The organism is Brevundimonas sp. SL130 (genome assembly GCF_026625805.1).
Taxonomy (GTDB): Bacteria; Pseudomonadota; Alphaproteobacteria; order Caulobacterales; family Caulobacteraceae; genus Brevundimonas.
The window spans coordinates 1,457,382-1,472,227 of sequence record NZ_CP113064.1; the positions used below are offsets into that span (position 1 = coordinate 1,457,382).

General features: G+C 65.9%; 12 protein-coding genes. 8 read left to right on the forward strand and 4 right to left on the reverse strand.

Going from position 1 to position 14,846, the window contains the following annotated elements:
- Window positions 1–37 precede the first annotated feature (37 nt).
- Window positions 38–1,324 (reverse strand): DUF5690 family protein, encoded by a 1,287-nt coding sequence (locus OU998_RS07320; protein ID WP_267516285.1) that lies wholly within the window; start codon window positions 1,322–1,324, stop codon window positions 38–40.
- A 74-nt stretch (window positions 1,325–1,398) separates the two neighbouring features.
- On the opposite strand from OU998_RS07320, the gene OU998_RS07325 reads away from it, so the two are divergent.
- Both OU998_RS07325 and phnX read left to right on the forward strand, forming a co-directional pair.
- On the forward strand, window positions 1,399–2,532 hold the full coding sequence (locus OU998_RS07325; RefSeq protein ID WP_267516286.1) for a TIGR03364 family FAD-dependent oxidoreductase: 1,134 nt from the start codon (window positions 1,399–1,401) through the stop codon (window positions 2,530–2,532).
- Window positions 2,529–3,332, forward strand: a complete 804-nt coding sequence (gene phnX, locus OU998_RS07330) for a phosphonoacetaldehyde hydrolase (RefSeq protein ID WP_267516287.1) — start codon at window positions 2,529–2,531, stop codon at window positions 3,330–3,332. The genes OU998_RS07325 and phnX overlap by 4 nt, the downstream gene beginning before the upstream one ends.
- Here phnX and OU998_RS07335 read toward each other — a convergent pair.
- Both OU998_RS07335 and OU998_RS07340 read right to left on the reverse strand, forming a co-directional pair.
- On the reverse strand, window positions 3,329–3,898 hold the full coding sequence (locus OU998_RS07335; RefSeq protein WP_267516288.1) for a phosphonate degradation HD-domain oxygenase: 570 nt from the start codon (window positions 3,896–3,898) through the stop codon (window positions 3,329–3,331). The genes phnX and OU998_RS07335 overlap by 4 nt on opposite strands.
- A 102-nt stretch (window positions 3,899–4,000) precedes the next feature.
- Entirely contained in the window at window positions 4,001–5,662 is a 1,662-nt protein-coding gene (locus tag OU998_RS07340) for an alkaline phosphatase family protein (protein WP_267516289.1), read from the reverse strand.
- Between the two features lie 224 nt (window positions 5,663–5,886).
- On the opposite strand from OU998_RS07340, the gene OU998_RS07345 reads away from it, so the two are divergent.
- Window positions 5,887–6,624, forward strand: coding sequence for a UTRA domain-containing protein (locus tag OU998_RS07345; protein WP_267516290.1), 738 nt, complete (start codon window positions 5,887–5,889; stop codon window positions 6,622–6,624).
- A 5-nt stretch (window positions 6,625–6,629) separates the two neighbouring features.
- Here OU998_RS07345 and OU998_RS07350 read toward each other — a convergent pair whose 3' ends face one another.
- On the reverse strand, window positions 6,630–7,430 hold the full coding sequence (locus tag OU998_RS07350) for a DeoR/GlpR family DNA-binding transcription regulator (protein WP_267516291.1): 801 nt from the start codon (window positions 7,428–7,430) through the stop codon (window positions 6,630–6,632).
- A 364-nt stretch (window positions 7,431–7,794) separates the two neighbouring features.
- Between OU998_RS07350 and OU998_RS07355 the strand changes: the two genes are divergently transcribed.
- The 5 genes from OU998_RS07355 (at window position 7,795) to OU998_RS07375 (ending at window position 14,803) form a co-directional block, all read left to right on the forward strand.
- The gene (locus tag OU998_RS07355; protein ID WP_267516292.1) at window positions 7,795–10,581 is read left to right on the forward strand and encodes a TonB-dependent receptor; all 2,787 of its coding nucleotides are present in this window, start codon (window positions 7,795–7,797) and stop codon (window positions 10,579–10,581) included.
- Window positions 10,582–10,655: 74 nt separating this feature from the next.
- Complete coding sequence (locus tag OU998_RS07360) at window positions 10,656–11,294, forward strand: sulfotransferase family 2 domain-containing protein (protein WP_267516293.1); 639 nt, start codon at window positions 10,656–10,658, stop codon at window positions 11,292–11,294.
- Complete coding sequence (locus OU998_RS07365; RefSeq protein WP_267516294.1) at window positions 11,294–11,920, forward strand: aspartyl/asparaginyl beta-hydroxylase domain-containing protein; 627 nt, start codon at window positions 11,294–11,296, stop codon at window positions 11,918–11,920. Before OU998_RS07360 ends, OU998_RS07365 begins: the two co-directional genes overlap by 1 nt.
- On the forward strand, window positions 11,917–13,848 hold the full coding sequence (locus OU998_RS07370; RefSeq protein ID WP_267516295.1) for a tetratricopeptide repeat-containing sulfotransferase family protein: 1,932 nt from the start codon (window positions 11,917–11,919) through the stop codon (window positions 13,846–13,848). Before OU998_RS07365 ends, OU998_RS07370 begins: the two co-directional genes overlap by 4 nt.
- 4 nt (window positions 13,849–13,852) lie before the next feature.
- Entirely contained in the window at window positions 13,853–14,803 is a 951-nt protein-coding gene (locus OU998_RS07375; RefSeq protein WP_267516296.1) for an aspartyl/asparaginyl beta-hydroxylase domain-containing protein, read from the forward strand.
- Window positions 14,804–14,846: the final 43 nt, after the last annotated feature.

Here is a 14,846-nt window from a genome sequence, read left to right on the forward strand (position 1 = left end):
TGGTCTGCGGAAGCGGCGGCCCGACGTCGCTTAGGCTCTAAGCGCCTTGCGTCCCCCGCCTGCGGCCCCGCAGAAACAGCGCCGCCGCCACGGCGACCAAAACCATGCCGATGATGCTGGTGGCGTAGGCGGCGGTGATGAAGAAGGGGAGCCAGGGCAGGTCGATGGCGGCGAAGTTGCGGACCAGCAGCAGGGCGACGCTGCCCATATAGCCTGAGGCGTCGGCGACATAGATCAGGAAGCCGGCGGTGGCGACCGTGCCCGTATAGGCGATCATACGGTCGAACAGCATGGCGTTGAACGGGGTGTAGGCCAGGTACAGGCCGGCGCCGCTGGCGATCATCCAGGCGATCGGCGACAGCAGGTGCTGCTGGAAGGCCAGGGTCGACAGACCCATGATGGCGAAGCCCGCCAGGATCACCCCGTGGATCAGCAGCAGGGCTCGGCCATTGTTCTTGACCAGAATCAGCAGGCCCATCGTCACCAGGGACAAGGCGGCCACGGGGCCTTCGCTGGCGGTGAAGACGTCGGCGGCGTCGCCGTAACCCAGGGCGCGCCAGATCTCGGCGGCGAAATTGTCGCGCAGGTCGCGGAAGGCGGTCAGGGCGACATAGGCCGAGACCAGAAGCAGCAGGGCCGGCCAGTGGGCCGCCAGGAAGGCCGACCGTTCCTTGGCCATCATCGGGCGGCGGGCGACGCGTTCGGCCTCGTCGGCGGGGCTGGGCGGGGGCAGGGCGGCCAGGGCCAGGACCGAGATCGCCAGCAGGGGCATGAAGACGACGCCGGTCGCCGCCGGCATCCAGAAGGGGCTGACGCTGGCGGTGTCCATCAGGGCCTTGCCCACCGACTTCACCACGCCGGACGACAGGATGAAGCTGGCGCAGAGTATCGCCCCCAGGACTTCGCTGGTGCGTCGGCCCTCCATGAAGCCGAACACCAGACCCCAGATGAGGCCCAGCGGCAGGCCGTTCAGGAACAGGGCGGCGACGTTCCAGGGCGCGGGGATGACGGCGAACATCACCAGGGCCAGCCACGAGACGCCGATCAGCAGCAGGATGGCGATCGCGCGCCGCTCGGGCCGCATTTCGGCGATCAGCTTGACCCCCGCCAGCTTGGACAGGGCGTAGCCGGCGACCTGGGCGATGACCAGGGCCACCTTATAGTCCAGGGCGAAGTCCCAGCCCGCGACGACGTCGAAGGTGGCCGCCGTAAAGGGTTTGCGGAAGGCGTACATCGAGAAATAGGCGCAGAAGCCCGCCAGGCCCGCGAACAGGACGAAGGCGACGGGGTGCGCCCGCGCCAGCCAGAGTCGTAGCCGATCCATCACGTGTCTTGCCCCTGTTGCATACGCGTGGTCTAGACCAGACGTACGACGGCTGGATGACGGAGCGGCGGGTAGTGAAGACGGTTTACGACGTGGCTGTGGTGGGGGCGGGGATCGTGGGCCTGGCCGCCGCCCTGGCCGCCGCGCGGCGCGGGCTGTCGGTCGTGGTGATCGACCGCGACGCCCAGGCGAACGGCGCTTCGATCCGCAATTTCGGCTTTATCACCGTGACGGGTCAGCCGCGTGGCGCAGTCTGGAAACGCGCGATGCGTAGTCGCGACGTCTGGGACGAGGTGGTGGGCGAGGCCGGGATCGCGGTGGTGCAGCGGGGGCTGTGGATGTCCGTGCGCCGGCCCGAATCCCTGGCGGTGCTGGAGGCTTTTCTCGAGACGGAAATGGGCGAGGGGTGCCGGCTGCTGACGCCGCAGGCGGCGCGCGAACGGGCGCCCGAGGTGGTCGGCGACCAGACCGTCGGGGTGTTGTGGAGTCCGCACGAACGTCGGGTCGAGTCGCGTTCCGCCATTCCGAAGCTGGCCGAGTGGCTGGCCGCGCGCTTCGGCGTGGTCTTCATGCGCCAGACGGCGGTCCATGCGGTCGAGCCGCCGCGAATTGTCACCGGGCGAGGCGTGGTCGAGGCGGAGGCGGTGGTGGTCTGTCCCGGCGACGATCTGGTCAGCCTGTATCCCGAATATCTGGCCGATACGGGACTGAAACGGTGCAAGTTGCAGATGATGCGGCTGGCCGCGCCGGGGTTCGCCCTGCCGGCGCCCGTCATGTCGGACCTGGGGCTGGTGCGCTACGGCGGCTATGCGGACCTGCCACAGGCCGCCGTCCTGCGCGCGCGGCTGGAAGCCGAGCAGGGCGAGGCCCTGGCGAACGGGGTGCATCTGATCGCGGTGCAGGACGCCGACGGCGCCCTGGTGGTCGGGGACAGCCACCACGACGCCGACACGCCCGATCCCTTCGCCAGCGAGGCGGTCGAGCGGCTGATCCTGGACGAATGGCGCGCCGCCACCGGCCAGGCCGCGCCGCCGGTGCTGGACCGCTGGGTCGGCGCCTATGCGAAGGGCGCGACCGGCAGTCTGATCGCCGCCCCCCATCCCCGCGTCCGACTGGCGGTGGTCACCGCCGGCAACGGCGCCTCCACCGCCTTCGCCTTCGCCGAGGAGGCGATCGCCGATCTTTTCGAGGAGACCTCCCCGTCATGACCCGTATTCGCGACTGTTTCGACATGGTGGTGTTCGACTGGGCCGGCACCATGGTCGATTTCGGCAGCCGGGCGCCGGTCCTGGCCCTGATCGAAGCCTTCGCCGGCCTGGTCGTGAGGGTCGATGAGGCGGAGGCGCGCAAGGATATGGGCCGGGCTAAGGCCGACCATGTGCGCGCCCTGTTCGAACAGGCCGAGGTCGCCCAGGCCTGGCGCGCGGCCCAGGGGGCCGCTCCCGATGCGGCGGCGGTCGATCAGGTCATGGCCGCGCTAGAGGCGCCGATGATCCGCCTGGCGCAGGAGACGGCCGCCCTGATCCCAGGAGCGGCGGACACGGTCGTCTGGCTGCGCGCCGAAGGGCTGAAGATCGGCTCCTGCACCGGCTATACGCGGGCGATGATGCAGGCGGTTCTGCCACGCGCGGCGCAACAGGGGTACGCGCCTGAGACGGTGGTCTGCGCGCACGAGACGCCGCAGGGACGGCCGTCGCCGCAGATGATCTACAAGGCCTGTCTGGACCTGGACGTCTGGCCCCTGTCGCGGGTGGTCAAGGTGGATGACGCGGAAGTGGGCATGGCCGAAGGGCGCAACGCCGGCTGTTTCACCGTCGGGGTGGCCGCCTCGGGCAATATGGTCGGGCTGACTGAACAGGCGTTGGCGGATTTGCAGCCAGAGGCGCGTGCGGCTTTGCTGTCCGCGGCGTCGGATCGGCTGTACGCGGCGGGCGCCGATCTGGTGGTCGATACGGTCGCTGATCTGAGACCGGCTCTGGAAGCCGAGGCGGCCCGCCGCGGGGCCTAGAGGTCCCGTGCGGCGAGCGCCGTCAGCATGGCCTTGTAGGCGGCGAGGGGGGCGATGACGGCCCCTTCAGTCTTGCCCATCTCGTCGTAGCGGCGCAGGCGGATGGCCGTGTCGAAATGGGGGTGGGTGCGGAAGACGGCGGCCTCGTCCTCGTTCATCGGGCCGCCCTGGAGGTGCAGGCTCTGGGAAGAGGCGGGGCTGAGGGCGGCCGCATAGCCGGGCTCGGCGGTCGCCAGATAGCGTTTGGCCTCGACGTGCAGTCGGACCGGTTCCGACACCTCGGGCGCGAAGCCCTGGGCCAGCCAGGCGGCGCCGATCCGTTCGTGCACGGCGTCGATGCCGCGGTCGGCGGCGTCCTGCCCGTGTTTTTGCAGCAGGTGGCCGATGTCATGCAGGAGGGCGGCGGCGACCAGAGAGTCCGCTTCCCCCGCCTCGCGGGCGTGATGCGCCGTCTGAAGGGCATGGTCCAATTGCGTGACGGCCTCGCCGTAATGGTCGCCGCCCATTCGCTCGAACAGATCGAAGATGGTGGCCACGAAATCTTCGGGAGAGGCAGGGCGTGGCATGGGCGCTCGATGAGTGTTTTTTGGTCTGTACCAGAATGGTCTGGGTGCGGGTAGGCCTGGTGATCGAGCGGGGCGACCCCGCTCGATCACTGGCTTATGCCCTCAGCGTGGGGTCAGCCGGTTCGGGTCGATGAACTGGCGCGGAATGCCCGGACCTTCGAAATAGGCGCCCAGCCAGGCGCCGCCGCCGCCGTTGAACCATTCGACCCGAATGGCGTGTTGACCGGGTTCGAGGCGGATCGTGCCGGCGGCGGTGATCACGCCGTGATCGCCGTCATTGTCCACGACCGTCTTGCCGTCGATATAGAGTTTGCTGCCGTCGTCCGAGGCGGTCGAGAAGCCGTATTCCCCGGCGGTGTCGATCTGGATCTGGCCTTCGAACACCACGGCGACGGCGTCTTCGCGCGGCAGGGTCAGGTCGTCGACCGTGATCTCATGCGCCTTGCCGGACGCGACCGGCGTCAGACGGGAGAAGTCGGGCAGCCGCACCGGGCTCTCCGGCAGCAGATAGACGCTGTAGGTCACGCCCCGGCTCGCGGCGATGCGCGGGTCCAGAACGCGGAAATAGCCGACCGACGGAACGCTGGCCGGCTTTCCATCGACGAACAGACCGGCGCGCACGATGGTGTTGCGGCTGATCTCGACCGGAGCGGCGTAGAGGGGGGAGGCGGGCGTCGGCGTCGAGTTGTCGAGCGTGTAGCGCACCTCGCCGACGGCGTTCGGGTTTTGCAAGCTCATCCGGGCCGGGCCGTCGACGAACAGGCCGCCGGGCGGGGTGTTGCCCGATCCGGCCGGCAGGATGACTGGTGCGGTGTAGAAGCTGCTGGTGCGATAGGCCTGGACCGGCATGGCCTCGCCCTGAAGGATCGGACGCACCGGCCGGCCCAGCCAGGCGTAGGGAACGTCGGCGCCCAGTAGCCAGGCGACGGTCGCGCCCGTGTCGAAGGTGTTGATGGGCAGGTCCAGTTCGACGCCCGGTTTGACCCCTTCGCCATAGGCGATCCAGGGGATTTCCAACTCGGCCAGGCTTTCGCCGCCATGGCCCTTGCCGACGCCGCCGTGATCGGAGGTCACCAGAATGACCGTGTCCTCGGCGATTCCGGCGTCCACCGTCGCCTGGCGAATGCGGCCGATCAGGGCGTCGGCCTTGGTCACCGCTTCATAATAGTGGGGCGTGCCGTGGCCGTCGGCGTGTCCGGCGTGATCGACGTGGTCCAGGTGGATGAAGAGGAAGTCCGGATGCCGGGCCTTGATATAGTCTATGGCCAGGTCGGTGGTCCTGTCCTCGTCCGCGCCATGGGCGTCGTAGTCGACGAAGCGGTGGTCGTAGAGACGGCCGAAGCCGTCCCAGTTATAGATGGAGCCGATCTCTAGGCCAGGGTTCTGATCGGTCAATACCTGGAAGATCGAAGGGAAGAAGCCGCCGGAGCCGGTGACCGAGGTGGGGAAGTTGAACTCGCCCACCTGCCAGTCATTGCTGGTCACGCCATGTTGCTCGGGGCCGGCGCCGGTGAGCATCGAAGCCCAGTTGGCGCCGCTGGTGGTGGGAAGCACCCCGCGGGCATGCAGGCTCCAACTGCCCTTGGCCATCATGTCGTCGAGGACGGGCGTATCCGCCTTGATCACGCCGTCGGGGCTGAGGCCGTCCACGCCGATGATGATGACATGGCCTGCCCTGCGGGGCTCGGCGTGGGCGACACTGACCGAGAGTACGGCGGCGAGGGCGGTCGCCAAGACAGGCAGAGATAGCAGAGGCGTACGCATGAAGGGGCTCCAGAAGGCGGCGGCGGGTCGGCGGCGGCTGCGCGGTGTCCCGCCCCAAACCCCAGGTCGCCCCGCCCACCGGATTTGCGATGAAGGCGTATCTGGTACATACCAAATGCGAGAGCCTTGTTTGACGAAGCTTTCGTGAAATGGCGTCATTCTTGGATGCGGTTTAATGATAATCGTCTGTTGTCGGATGAACTGCCGGCCGATCAGGAACCCACATGGCGAACACTGCTCTCGATCAGAGGATGGACGGCCTCCACTATCTCGACATGCGCGACCGCGTGGCGGGTCGGATTGCGTCAGGCGAGCTGAAGCCGGCCGATAGACTGCCGTCCGAACGGAGATTGCAGGAGGAGATGGGCATGGCACGCGGCACGATCCGCGAGGGCCTGTTTCAGCTGGAAGCCGAGGGACTGATCTATCGGCGAGACCGCAGTGGATGGTACGTGTCGCCGCCGCCGGTGGTCTATGATCCGACCCGCTGGGAAGGCTTTATCTCTTATGTGGAGGCGCAGGGGCGGGTTCCGGCGACCGAAACCATCTCTGCGGAAACCATCAGCGCCGATCCTCTGTTGGCCGAGGTGTTCGCACGACCTGCGGGCAGCCCGCTGCACATGATCCGGCGCCGACGACATGTGGATGGACGCGCTGTCCTGGTCGAGCAGATCGTGGTGGATGCGGCGCTGACGCCCGATCTGTTGCGGCATTCCTTCGATCAATCGCTGACGGATATATTGAAGAACGCCTACGGGCTGTCGGTCGCCCGTAATGTGGTCAGCATGCAGCCATGCGCCCTGACGGGATATGAGGCCGAGGCCTTGCGGCTGAAGTCCGGCCTGCCGGGCCTTGCGGTTCAGCGCACCAGCTATGACGCCCAGGGGCGGGTGGTGGAGTTTGATCGCGAACACTGGCGCCATGACGCCGTGCGGATCAGTGTGGATACGCGCGTCCGCTGAAGCCGCTAGGCCGGGTCCGCGACGTGCAGACGGGTGTCCCATTGGGCGGCGGCGCGGGCGAGGGCGTTTGACGGGGGCAGGTCCGTCACCAGGTCCTGAACGTCGCGGAAGGCCGCGACCTGAATGAAGCCCGACTTGGCCAGTTTGGTGTGGTCCGCCAACACGACCACGCGCCGCGCCGGCTCGAGCAGGCTCTGTTTGAACGAGGCCTCGTCGGCGTCAAAGTCCAGGAAGCCCCGCTCGGGGTCCACGGCGCCCATTGAGAGTATCGTCAGGTCGGGGGCGAAGCGGCGGCAGAAGGCTTTGGATTCCGGGCCGAAGGCGGCGTTGTGAACCGGATTGACCTGTCCCCCCGCCAGCAGCAGGCGTTGACCGGGATGACCCAGGACCTCGTGGGCGATCTCGACACTGTTGGTGACGATGGTCAGGTTGCGTACCGACGCCAGGGCGCGGGCGAGCCAGTGGCAGGTGGTGCCGGAATCGAGCAGCAGGGTCATGCCTTCGGTGACAAGGCTGGCGGCCTTCTGGGCGATTTTCTGCTTCGCCTCGGCGTTTTCGCGAAGGCGGATGCGATAGGGCGCCTCGATCAGATTGTTGGTCGAGGACAGGCCGCCGTGCACCTTCTGCACGACGCCGCTGCGCTCCAGCTGGCGGGCGTCGCGGCGAATGGTCTCCTCGGAGACGTCAAACCGCTCGGCGAGCTCGGACACCGTCCAGAAGACCTTTTCCTCAAGCAGCTGAAGGATTTCGGCCAGCCGGGCGCCCTGGCTGAGGTGTTTTGAATCTTTGGCGGCGGTCTGGCTCATGGTCGATCACCTGTAACAACGCCAAATCTCACAAACAACCACATAATTTCCCACAAGACTCTCATATAAATGGGGTTATGGGCGGCCTCGTCTTTCGTTCAGGGGGCGGACTAAAACGTCACATATGTGTCTAATGCGAGTTATTATGTTTAATAAACAATAATATAGACGGTTTTTGCACTTGGTTGTGACACGGCGCGAATTCCCACACGGATCAACATAATTCAACATAAATCCCTCAAACCGTCACATGACTGAAACGCCCCGGACCTATTCAGGTCGCGCTTGGTGACGGCGGCCAGACGGGTCGTGCGGTCGGACCGAGCCGCTTGGTTCACACCAGTTTGTCGGGGGACACCTAATCATGTCGAAGCGATATCCCGTTCGGGTCATGGGCCCGAACCTCAAGAAGGTTCTATTGGCGACGGTGTCGGCTATTGCGGCCGGCGTCAGCGCCTCCGCAGCCTTCGCCCAGGAGGCGCCGGCCGCCGAGGTGGACGAAATCGTCGTCACCGGGTTCCGCAAGTCGCTGAGCGATGCGCGCGCGATCAAACAGGACTCGGTCATTCAGGTGGACGCCATCGTCGCCGAGGACATGGCCAAGTTCCCGGATCTCAACCTGGCGGAGTCGCTGCAGCGCCTGCCCGGCGTGCAGATCAACCGTGAAGCCGGCGAAGGTCGTCGGATCTCGCTGCGGGGCCTCGGCCCGGACTTCGCTCGGGTTCAACTGAACGGCATGGAAGTGCTGGGCAATGTCGACTCCGCTCAGGACAGCCGTGGTCAGCGCTCGCGCGACCGTGCGTTCGATTTCAACATCTTCGCGTCGGAACTGTTCTCGCGGGTTGAAGTCGAAAAGACCTTTGAGGCGGCTCAGAAAGAGGGCGGCATGGCCGGGACTGTCGGTCTCTTCACCGGCAAGCCGTTCGACTACGCCGTCGGCGCCGACGGCGCCTTGTCGATGAAGGTCGGCACCAATGAATATACCGAAGACACCCAGCCGCGCATCGCCGCCCTGTTCACCCAAAACTGGGACAATGTGTTCGGCGTCTCCTTCTCGGCCGCCTACAGCAAGCGCGAGACGACGGAGCAGGGCCACAACACCTACAACTACTCCAAGCCCAGCGCGGCGACGCTCCAGAGCCTGGTCGATAAGGGACTGGATATTTCCAACCTGAGCGCTGCCCAACAGACCAAGTTCCTGTCCGGCGACCTGTATTTCGCCGACGGCAACCGTATCTCGTCCTGGAACGCCGAGCAGGAGCGTTTGGGCCTGACGGCGGCGGTGCAGTGGCGTCCGATGGACGGCATGGAGCTGACGCTCGACATGCTGCACGGCGAGTTCACGACGCGCCGTGACGAGTATCACCTCGCCACCCGTCCGCTGGCCTCGACGGGTTCGGTCGCCTTCGACACCGCCGCCGGCGGCGTCTGGCCTTCGATCTTCCAATCGGCCTCGGTCATCAACGATCTGACCTGGGACAGCGACAACTACGTCACCATGACCGACGTCACGGGCACGACCTTCGGCAGCGAGCATCGCCGGTCGCTGAACGAGAACAAGTTCAACCAGGTCGCCCTGACCGGCGAGTGGGAGATGTCGGACCGTCTGAAGTTCGACGGTCATGTGGGCTGGGAAAAGTCGACCTATGACACCCCCTACGACGACAAGCTGTATATGCGCGCCAAGGGCAATCTGATCGCCAACTATGGCGAGAACGGCCAGTCGGTTTCGTTCGAATATCCGAACTGGGATCCGACCGATCCGGCCAACTACGCGATGGACTCGTTCTATTACCGCAGCTTCAGTAATGAATCGGAACTGCACGAGGGTGAGTTGAACGCCCGGTACGCACTGAACGACACCTGGACGCTGCGCGCCGGCGTCGCCTATCACAAGTTCCGTCAGGAAGGCATCGACATCTTCTACGACGACAACGTCAACGGCACGCGGTCGAAGATGCGCGGCACGTCGGTCAACGACGTCACCTCGGTCTTCACCAACGCCTTCGGGTCGTGGCTGGTCGGCGACTACGACAAGGCCTTCGCCAAATACAACGAGTACCACCGTCTGGAGCCGAACAAGGACGGCACCGGTGGCGCGTTGCAGGACATCGAGAACGTCTACGAGACGACCGAAGAAACCCTGTCGGGCTTTGTGCAGGCCGACTGGGACAGTGACCTGGGCGGCCGTCGCTTCCGAGGCAATATCGGCGCGCGCGGCTACAGCACCGATACCCACAGCACCGGCTGGATCCAGGGCGACAGCTACGCCTATCTGGGCACGACCGATGTCGAGGGCGGCTATGACGGCGTCCTGCCGGCCATGAACTCGGTGCTGGAAGTGACGCCGGAGGTGCTGGTGCGCTTCTCGGCGACACAGAACCTGAACCGTCCGGGCCTCAGCTCGATGGCGGCGGAAGGCAGCGCCTTCCAGGATCCGGACACCGGCGAGATCACCGCTTCGCGCGGCAATCCGAACCTGGAACCCTACAAGGACACCACCCTGGACTTCGCCGTCGAATACTATTTCGGCGATGTGGGCCTGATGTCGGCCAGTGTCTTCCATAAGGACATCAAGAACTTCATCGGATCGGTGACGCTTGAGAATGTCCCGTTCAGCGAGACGGGCGTGCCCTTCTCGACGATCCCCGGCGCAACGGCCGCGACGATCGTCACCGAGTTCTCGATGCCTGTGAATGTGGAAGGCAACAATCAGCTAACGGGCCTGGAGCTGGCGGCGCAGAGCCAGCTTTCCTTCTTGCCGGCGCCGTTCGACAATCTGGGCGTGGTCGCCAACTACACCTATGTCGATGCGGACGACGCGCTGACGGGCATCTCTAAAACCAGCTATAACGCCACCGTCTATTACGAGACCGATCAATGGGGCGCGCGCGCCTCGCTGAACCACCGTGACAAGTGGTATTCGGGTCGCAACGACAGCATCATGAGCGCCAGTACGCGCGGGTTCGAAGGCGGCACCTATATCGACGCCGCAGCCTTCTTCAACATCACCGACGACATGCAGCTGACGCTGGACGCCGTCAATCTGACGAACGAGAAGGACACCCAGTTCTGGGGTCAGAACGAGTACCTGTACAATCAGAACCAGAGCGGAACGACCTATACGGTCGGCCTGACCTACAAGTTCTGATCCGACGCTTAGACTAGGCTGGGCGCTCCGCTCCCCTTCGGGGGCGGGGCGCCCTTTTCTGGATGTCCAGAAGCATGATCGTTTCCCACCGCCACCGGTTCATCTTCGCCGCCGTGCCCAAGACCGGCACCCATGCGGTGCGGCGCGCCCTGCGCGAGCAGATGGGCGAGGAGGATCTGGAGCAGGTGGGGCTGTTCATCGACAAGCGCTTCCCGTGGGAAGACCTGGCGGCCATCCGCCATGGGCATCTGTCGTTGCGGCAGATCCGGCCTTACGTCGGCGAGGAGGCGTTCGCCGACTATCTGAAGTTCGCCTTCGTGCGCAATCCGTTCGACCGCTTCGTCTCCTACTGCGCCTTCATGCTGCGCGACGGCGACGTGTTTCAGCGCCAGCCGCGCGAGGTGATGCGCCATTTCCTGTTTCAGAAGCCGCCGGAACAGCATGTCCTGTTCCAGTCTCAGGCGTCGTTGCTGGTCGATGATGACGGCAAGACCCTGCTGACCGATCAGGTGGGGCGGGTGGAGGAGATGCAGGCTTCGTATGACGCCCTGTGCACGCGGATCGGCATAGACTCGCGTCCGTTGGACCGGGTGAACGGCACGGAGCGGAAGGATTACCGCCTCTATTATGACCAGGCTCTGATCGACGGCGTCGCCGCCCGTTATGCTCAGGACCTGGATCTGTTCGGCTATGGGTTCGAAGGACTGAGGTGATGGCCATGACGCTTGCGCCCGCCGCCAATCCGAGAAAGACAACGACGGTCCGGAGGCTGGGGGCTGTCGATATCACCGCCTTGCACGCCGCCGTGCTCGCGATCCCCGAAACGGTCTGGGATGCGGAAAACCAGAGCAAGCCGAACAAGTTTGAGGTTCTGGACCAGACGCGGCACATCGTGTTCCGCTTCATCGACAGTCCGCGCGACTGGCGCGGTTCGCATGATCGCCCGCTCTGGAGCGAATGGCGCGACCTGCTGGAGCCGGTGCTGGCCAGGGCGGTTCAGGCCTATGGCTATCAGCGCGGCGTCTTTCCCCGCGTGATGCTGGCCCGGATGCCGGCGGGCGGGCTGATCCATCCGCATATCGACGCCAATCTGGCCGCCAAATGGCCGCACAAGATCCATGTGCCGATCACCACCAATCCTGGCGTCGTCTCCTTCTTCGGCGGAGAGGAGCACCGGTTCCCGGCGGCCGAGGCTGTCGAGGTCAATAATCTGGGGCCGCACTGGGTGCGCAACGACGGCGTGACGGACCGTATTCATCTGATCTTCGAATACTATGACGCGGACCAGCAGGATCCGGACTGGCTGGCGCCCTTGCTGGCGGCCGGCGCGGCGCGATGACGGCGGCGGTCGGGGTGGACGGCTCGCCGTCGCAGCGCGACGACCTGTTGCGTCAGGCGAGGGACCTGCGTGTGGCGGGGCAGCCGGCCGAGGCGCTTGCGGTGCTGGATCGGTTGCAAGCCCTGTATCCACGGTTCAGCCGGGGGCTTCACGAGCGCGGCCATTGTCATGTGATGGTGGGCGACGCGGCGGCGGCGCTTGAGGCGTTGCGCGAGGCGGTTCGGCTGAATCCCAGCCTGCCGGCCGGCTGGGACATGCTGGAACAGCTGCACCGGATGCGGGGCGAGGTCGGGCCGGCGGAGGCGGCGGCGCAGAGATTGGCGACGCTGACGCGGTTACCGCCACAGGTCGTGGCGGCGGATAGTCTGCTGGCCGACGGCGATCTGGCGGAAGCCGAGACGGTGATCCGTGATTTTCTGAGCCGTCGGGGCGCGTCGGCGGGGGCCTTGCGTCTGCTCGCGCGGATCCGCGAGGCCAGCGGCGCGGCGGATGAGGCGCTGGCGCTGCTGGAGGGCGTGCTGGAGAGCGCGCCGGACTATGACGCCGCGCGGTTCGACTACGCCATGATCTTGCTGCAGCGGCAGCGACCCCAGGCGGCGCTGTGCGAGGCGGAACGGCTGTTGGCGGGCGAGCCGGCGCGGCGGGACTATCTGAAACTGTTCGCCACCGCCTGTGTCGCCCTGGGCGACTATGAGCCGGTGATCGAGGTCTACCGGCGTTTGCTGGAGGGCGCGCCGGCCCTAGGCGGCGAGACGGCGGAGCTGAGGCTTTGGCGGGCGAACGCTTTAAAGATCACGGGGCGGCTGGAGGAGGCGGTGGCGGACTATCGCGCCGCGCTGGCGGCCCGGCCCGACTATGGCGTCGCCTGGTTCAGCCTGGCGAACCTGAAGATCCACAGTTTCACAGACGCCGATATCGAGCGATTGCAGATCGCCGCGGCGCGACCGGACCTACAGGCGATGGACCAAGTCTATCTGGCCTTCGCCCTGGGCAAGGCGTTGGAGGACCGGGCGGATTATCAGGCCTCCTGGCGGTGGTACGGGCAGGGAAACCGTGTCCGAGCCGCGATCGGCCGATACAGGCCCGATGTGGCCGAGGCCTGCGCCGCGCGCACCGCAAAGGCGTTCGATGCGGGACTGTTCGACAATCGCGCGAACTGGGGCGCGCCCGATGCCGATCCCATCTTTGTCGTGGGTCTGCCACGATCGGGGTCGACGCTGATCGAGCAGATCCTGGCCTCGCACTCTCTGGTCGAGGGGACGCAGGAGCTGACGGAGATCGGTCGGTATGCGGGCGAGCTGTTCGGGCGCGACCCCGATTGCGGTCTGCCCGTGCGGCCGGAGGCGGCGCATCAGATGTCGGCGGATGAAGTCCGCGCCCTGGGCGAGCGGTTTCTGGCCGAGACGCGGATCTATCGCCGCGAGGGGCGGCCCTTTTTCATCGACAAGATGCCGAACAATTTCTGGCATATTGGCCTGATTCATCTGATCCTGCCCAGGGCCAGGATCATTGATGTGCGCCGCGAACCCATGGCCTGTTGCTTCAGCAATCTGAAACAGCTGTTCGGCACGACCAATCAGGAATTCACCTACGACGGCGATCATATCGCGCGCTATTACCGCAGCTATCTGGACCTGATGCGGCATTGGGACGAGGTGCTGCCGGGGCGTGTGCTGCGGGTGCAGTATGAGGATCTGGTCGAGGATCTGGACGGTGGGGTGCGGCGCATGCTGGAGCATTGCGGTCTGGCGTTCGAACCGGCCTGTCTGGAGTTTCACCAGACCCGACGCAGCGTGCGCACGCCCAGTTCCGAACAGGTGCGACAACCGATCAGCCGAGACGGCCTGGCGCAATGGCGCAACTACGAACCCTGGCTCGCGCCGCTTCAGGCCGCGCTGGGGGACGCCTTGATCCGTTACAGGGACTGACCCCATGCGACTGTCGCAGCCCTTCTATCAGCTTCCGGTTCTGTTCGATGTCGAGCGTCTTCAGGCCGAGGTCGCGGCCCTGCCGGACGAGGCGTGGGGGCCGCATCCGGATCGCGTGCGCGGCAACAGTGCGGCGCGTCTGATCAGCGCCGGGGGGGCGGAAACGGATTCGGTCCATGGGCAGATGTCGCCGACCCGATGGCTGGAGCAGATGCCCTATCTGCGTCAGGTCCTGGCGGGCTTCGGCGTGGTGTGGAGTCGGTCGCGGCTGATGCGTCTGGCGCCCGGCGCCGGCGTGCCGGAACATGCCGACATTAATCATCACTGGCATACGCGGGTGCGGCTGCACATCCCGGTCTTCACCCGGCCCGAGGTGCGTTTCCACTGCGACGGCGAGGCCATTCACATGGCGGCGGGGGAGGCCTGGATCTTCGACAACTGGCGCCGGCACCATGTGGAGAACCGGTCCGAGGCCGAGCGGATTCACCTGGTCGCCGACACCACCGGCACGGCCGCCTTTTGGCAGTTCGCCTGTGGGAAGACGCCGCCGCGCGATCAGTGGCGGACGGTGGGGTGGGATCCCGCCGCACGGTCTCAACTATTGACAGAAGCCGACCAGAGGTTCGCGATCATGCCGGCGGCCGAGGTGCAGTGGCTGGTGGACGATCTCTGTGAAGAACTGACGCCCGCCGTCGACAGCGTCGAAGCCCAGGCGCGCGCCGAACGGTTCCGGGCGGTGCTGGCGGGCTTTGTTCAGGATTGGCGTCAGCTGTGCGCCCTGCACGGAGTGTCTGGTCGGGCGCGACCCGATTTCGCGCGTCTTGCCGGCGCCGTGCATCAGGCGGTCAGGCCGCTGGCGGAGGGGCTGGTGATGCGCACCAACGGCGCCGGCGCCCTGCTGGTGCTGGAGAAGCGGGTGCTGCAGCATCTGGTCGCGGAACAGGGCGTCGGCTGAGGGCGTGCTTGCCGCCTTAAGGACGGCGACCTAGGCTGGCGGG

What these genes read in the sequence shown, in the direction of transcription:
- OU998_RS07320 (WP_267516285.1), bottom strand. Translation starts at nt 1,324, where the DNA reads ATGGATCGGCTACGACTCTGGCTGGCGCGGGCGCACCCCGTCGCCTTC.
- phnX (WP_267516287.1), top strand. Translation starts at nt 2,529, where the DNA reads ATGACCCGTATTCGCGACTGTTTCGACATGGTGGTGTTCGACTGGGCC.
- OU998_RS07335 (WP_267516288.1), bottom strand. Translation starts at nt 3,898, where the DNA reads ATGCCACGCCCTGCCTCTCCCGAAGATTTCGTGGCCACCATCTTCGAT.
- OU998_RS07340 (WP_267516289.1), bottom strand. Translation starts at nt 5,662, where the DNA reads ATGCGTACGCCTCTGCTATCTCTGCCTGTCTTGGCGACCGCCCTCGCC.
- OU998_RS07345 (WP_267516290.1), top strand. Translation starts at nt 5,887, where the DNA reads ATGGCGAACACTGCTCTCGATCAGAGGATGGACGGCCTCCACTATCTC.
- OU998_RS07350 (WP_267516291.1), bottom strand. Translation starts at nt 7,430, where the DNA reads ATGAGCCAGACCGCCGCCAAAGATTCAAAACACCTCAGCCAGGGCGCC.
- OU998_RS07355 (WP_267516292.1), top strand. Translation starts at nt 7,795, where the DNA reads ATGTCGAAGCGATATCCCGTTCGGGTCATGGGCCCGAACCTCAAGAAG.
- OU998_RS07360 (WP_267516293.1), top strand. Translation starts at nt 10,656, where the DNA reads ATGATCGTTTCCCACCGCCACCGGTTCATCTTCGCCGCCGTGCCCAAG.
- OU998_RS07365 (WP_267516294.1), top strand. Translation starts at nt 11,294, where the DNA reads ATGGCCATGACGCTTGCGCCCGCCGCCAATCCGAGAAAGACAACGACG.
- OU998_RS07370 (WP_267516295.1), top strand. Translation starts at nt 11,917, where the DNA reads ATGACGGCGGCGGTCGGGGTGGACGGCTCGCCGTCGCAGCGCGACGAC.
- OU998_RS07375 (WP_267516296.1), top strand. Translation starts at nt 13,853, where the DNA reads ATGCGACTGTCGCAGCCCTTCTATCAGCTTCCGGTTCTGTTCGATGTC.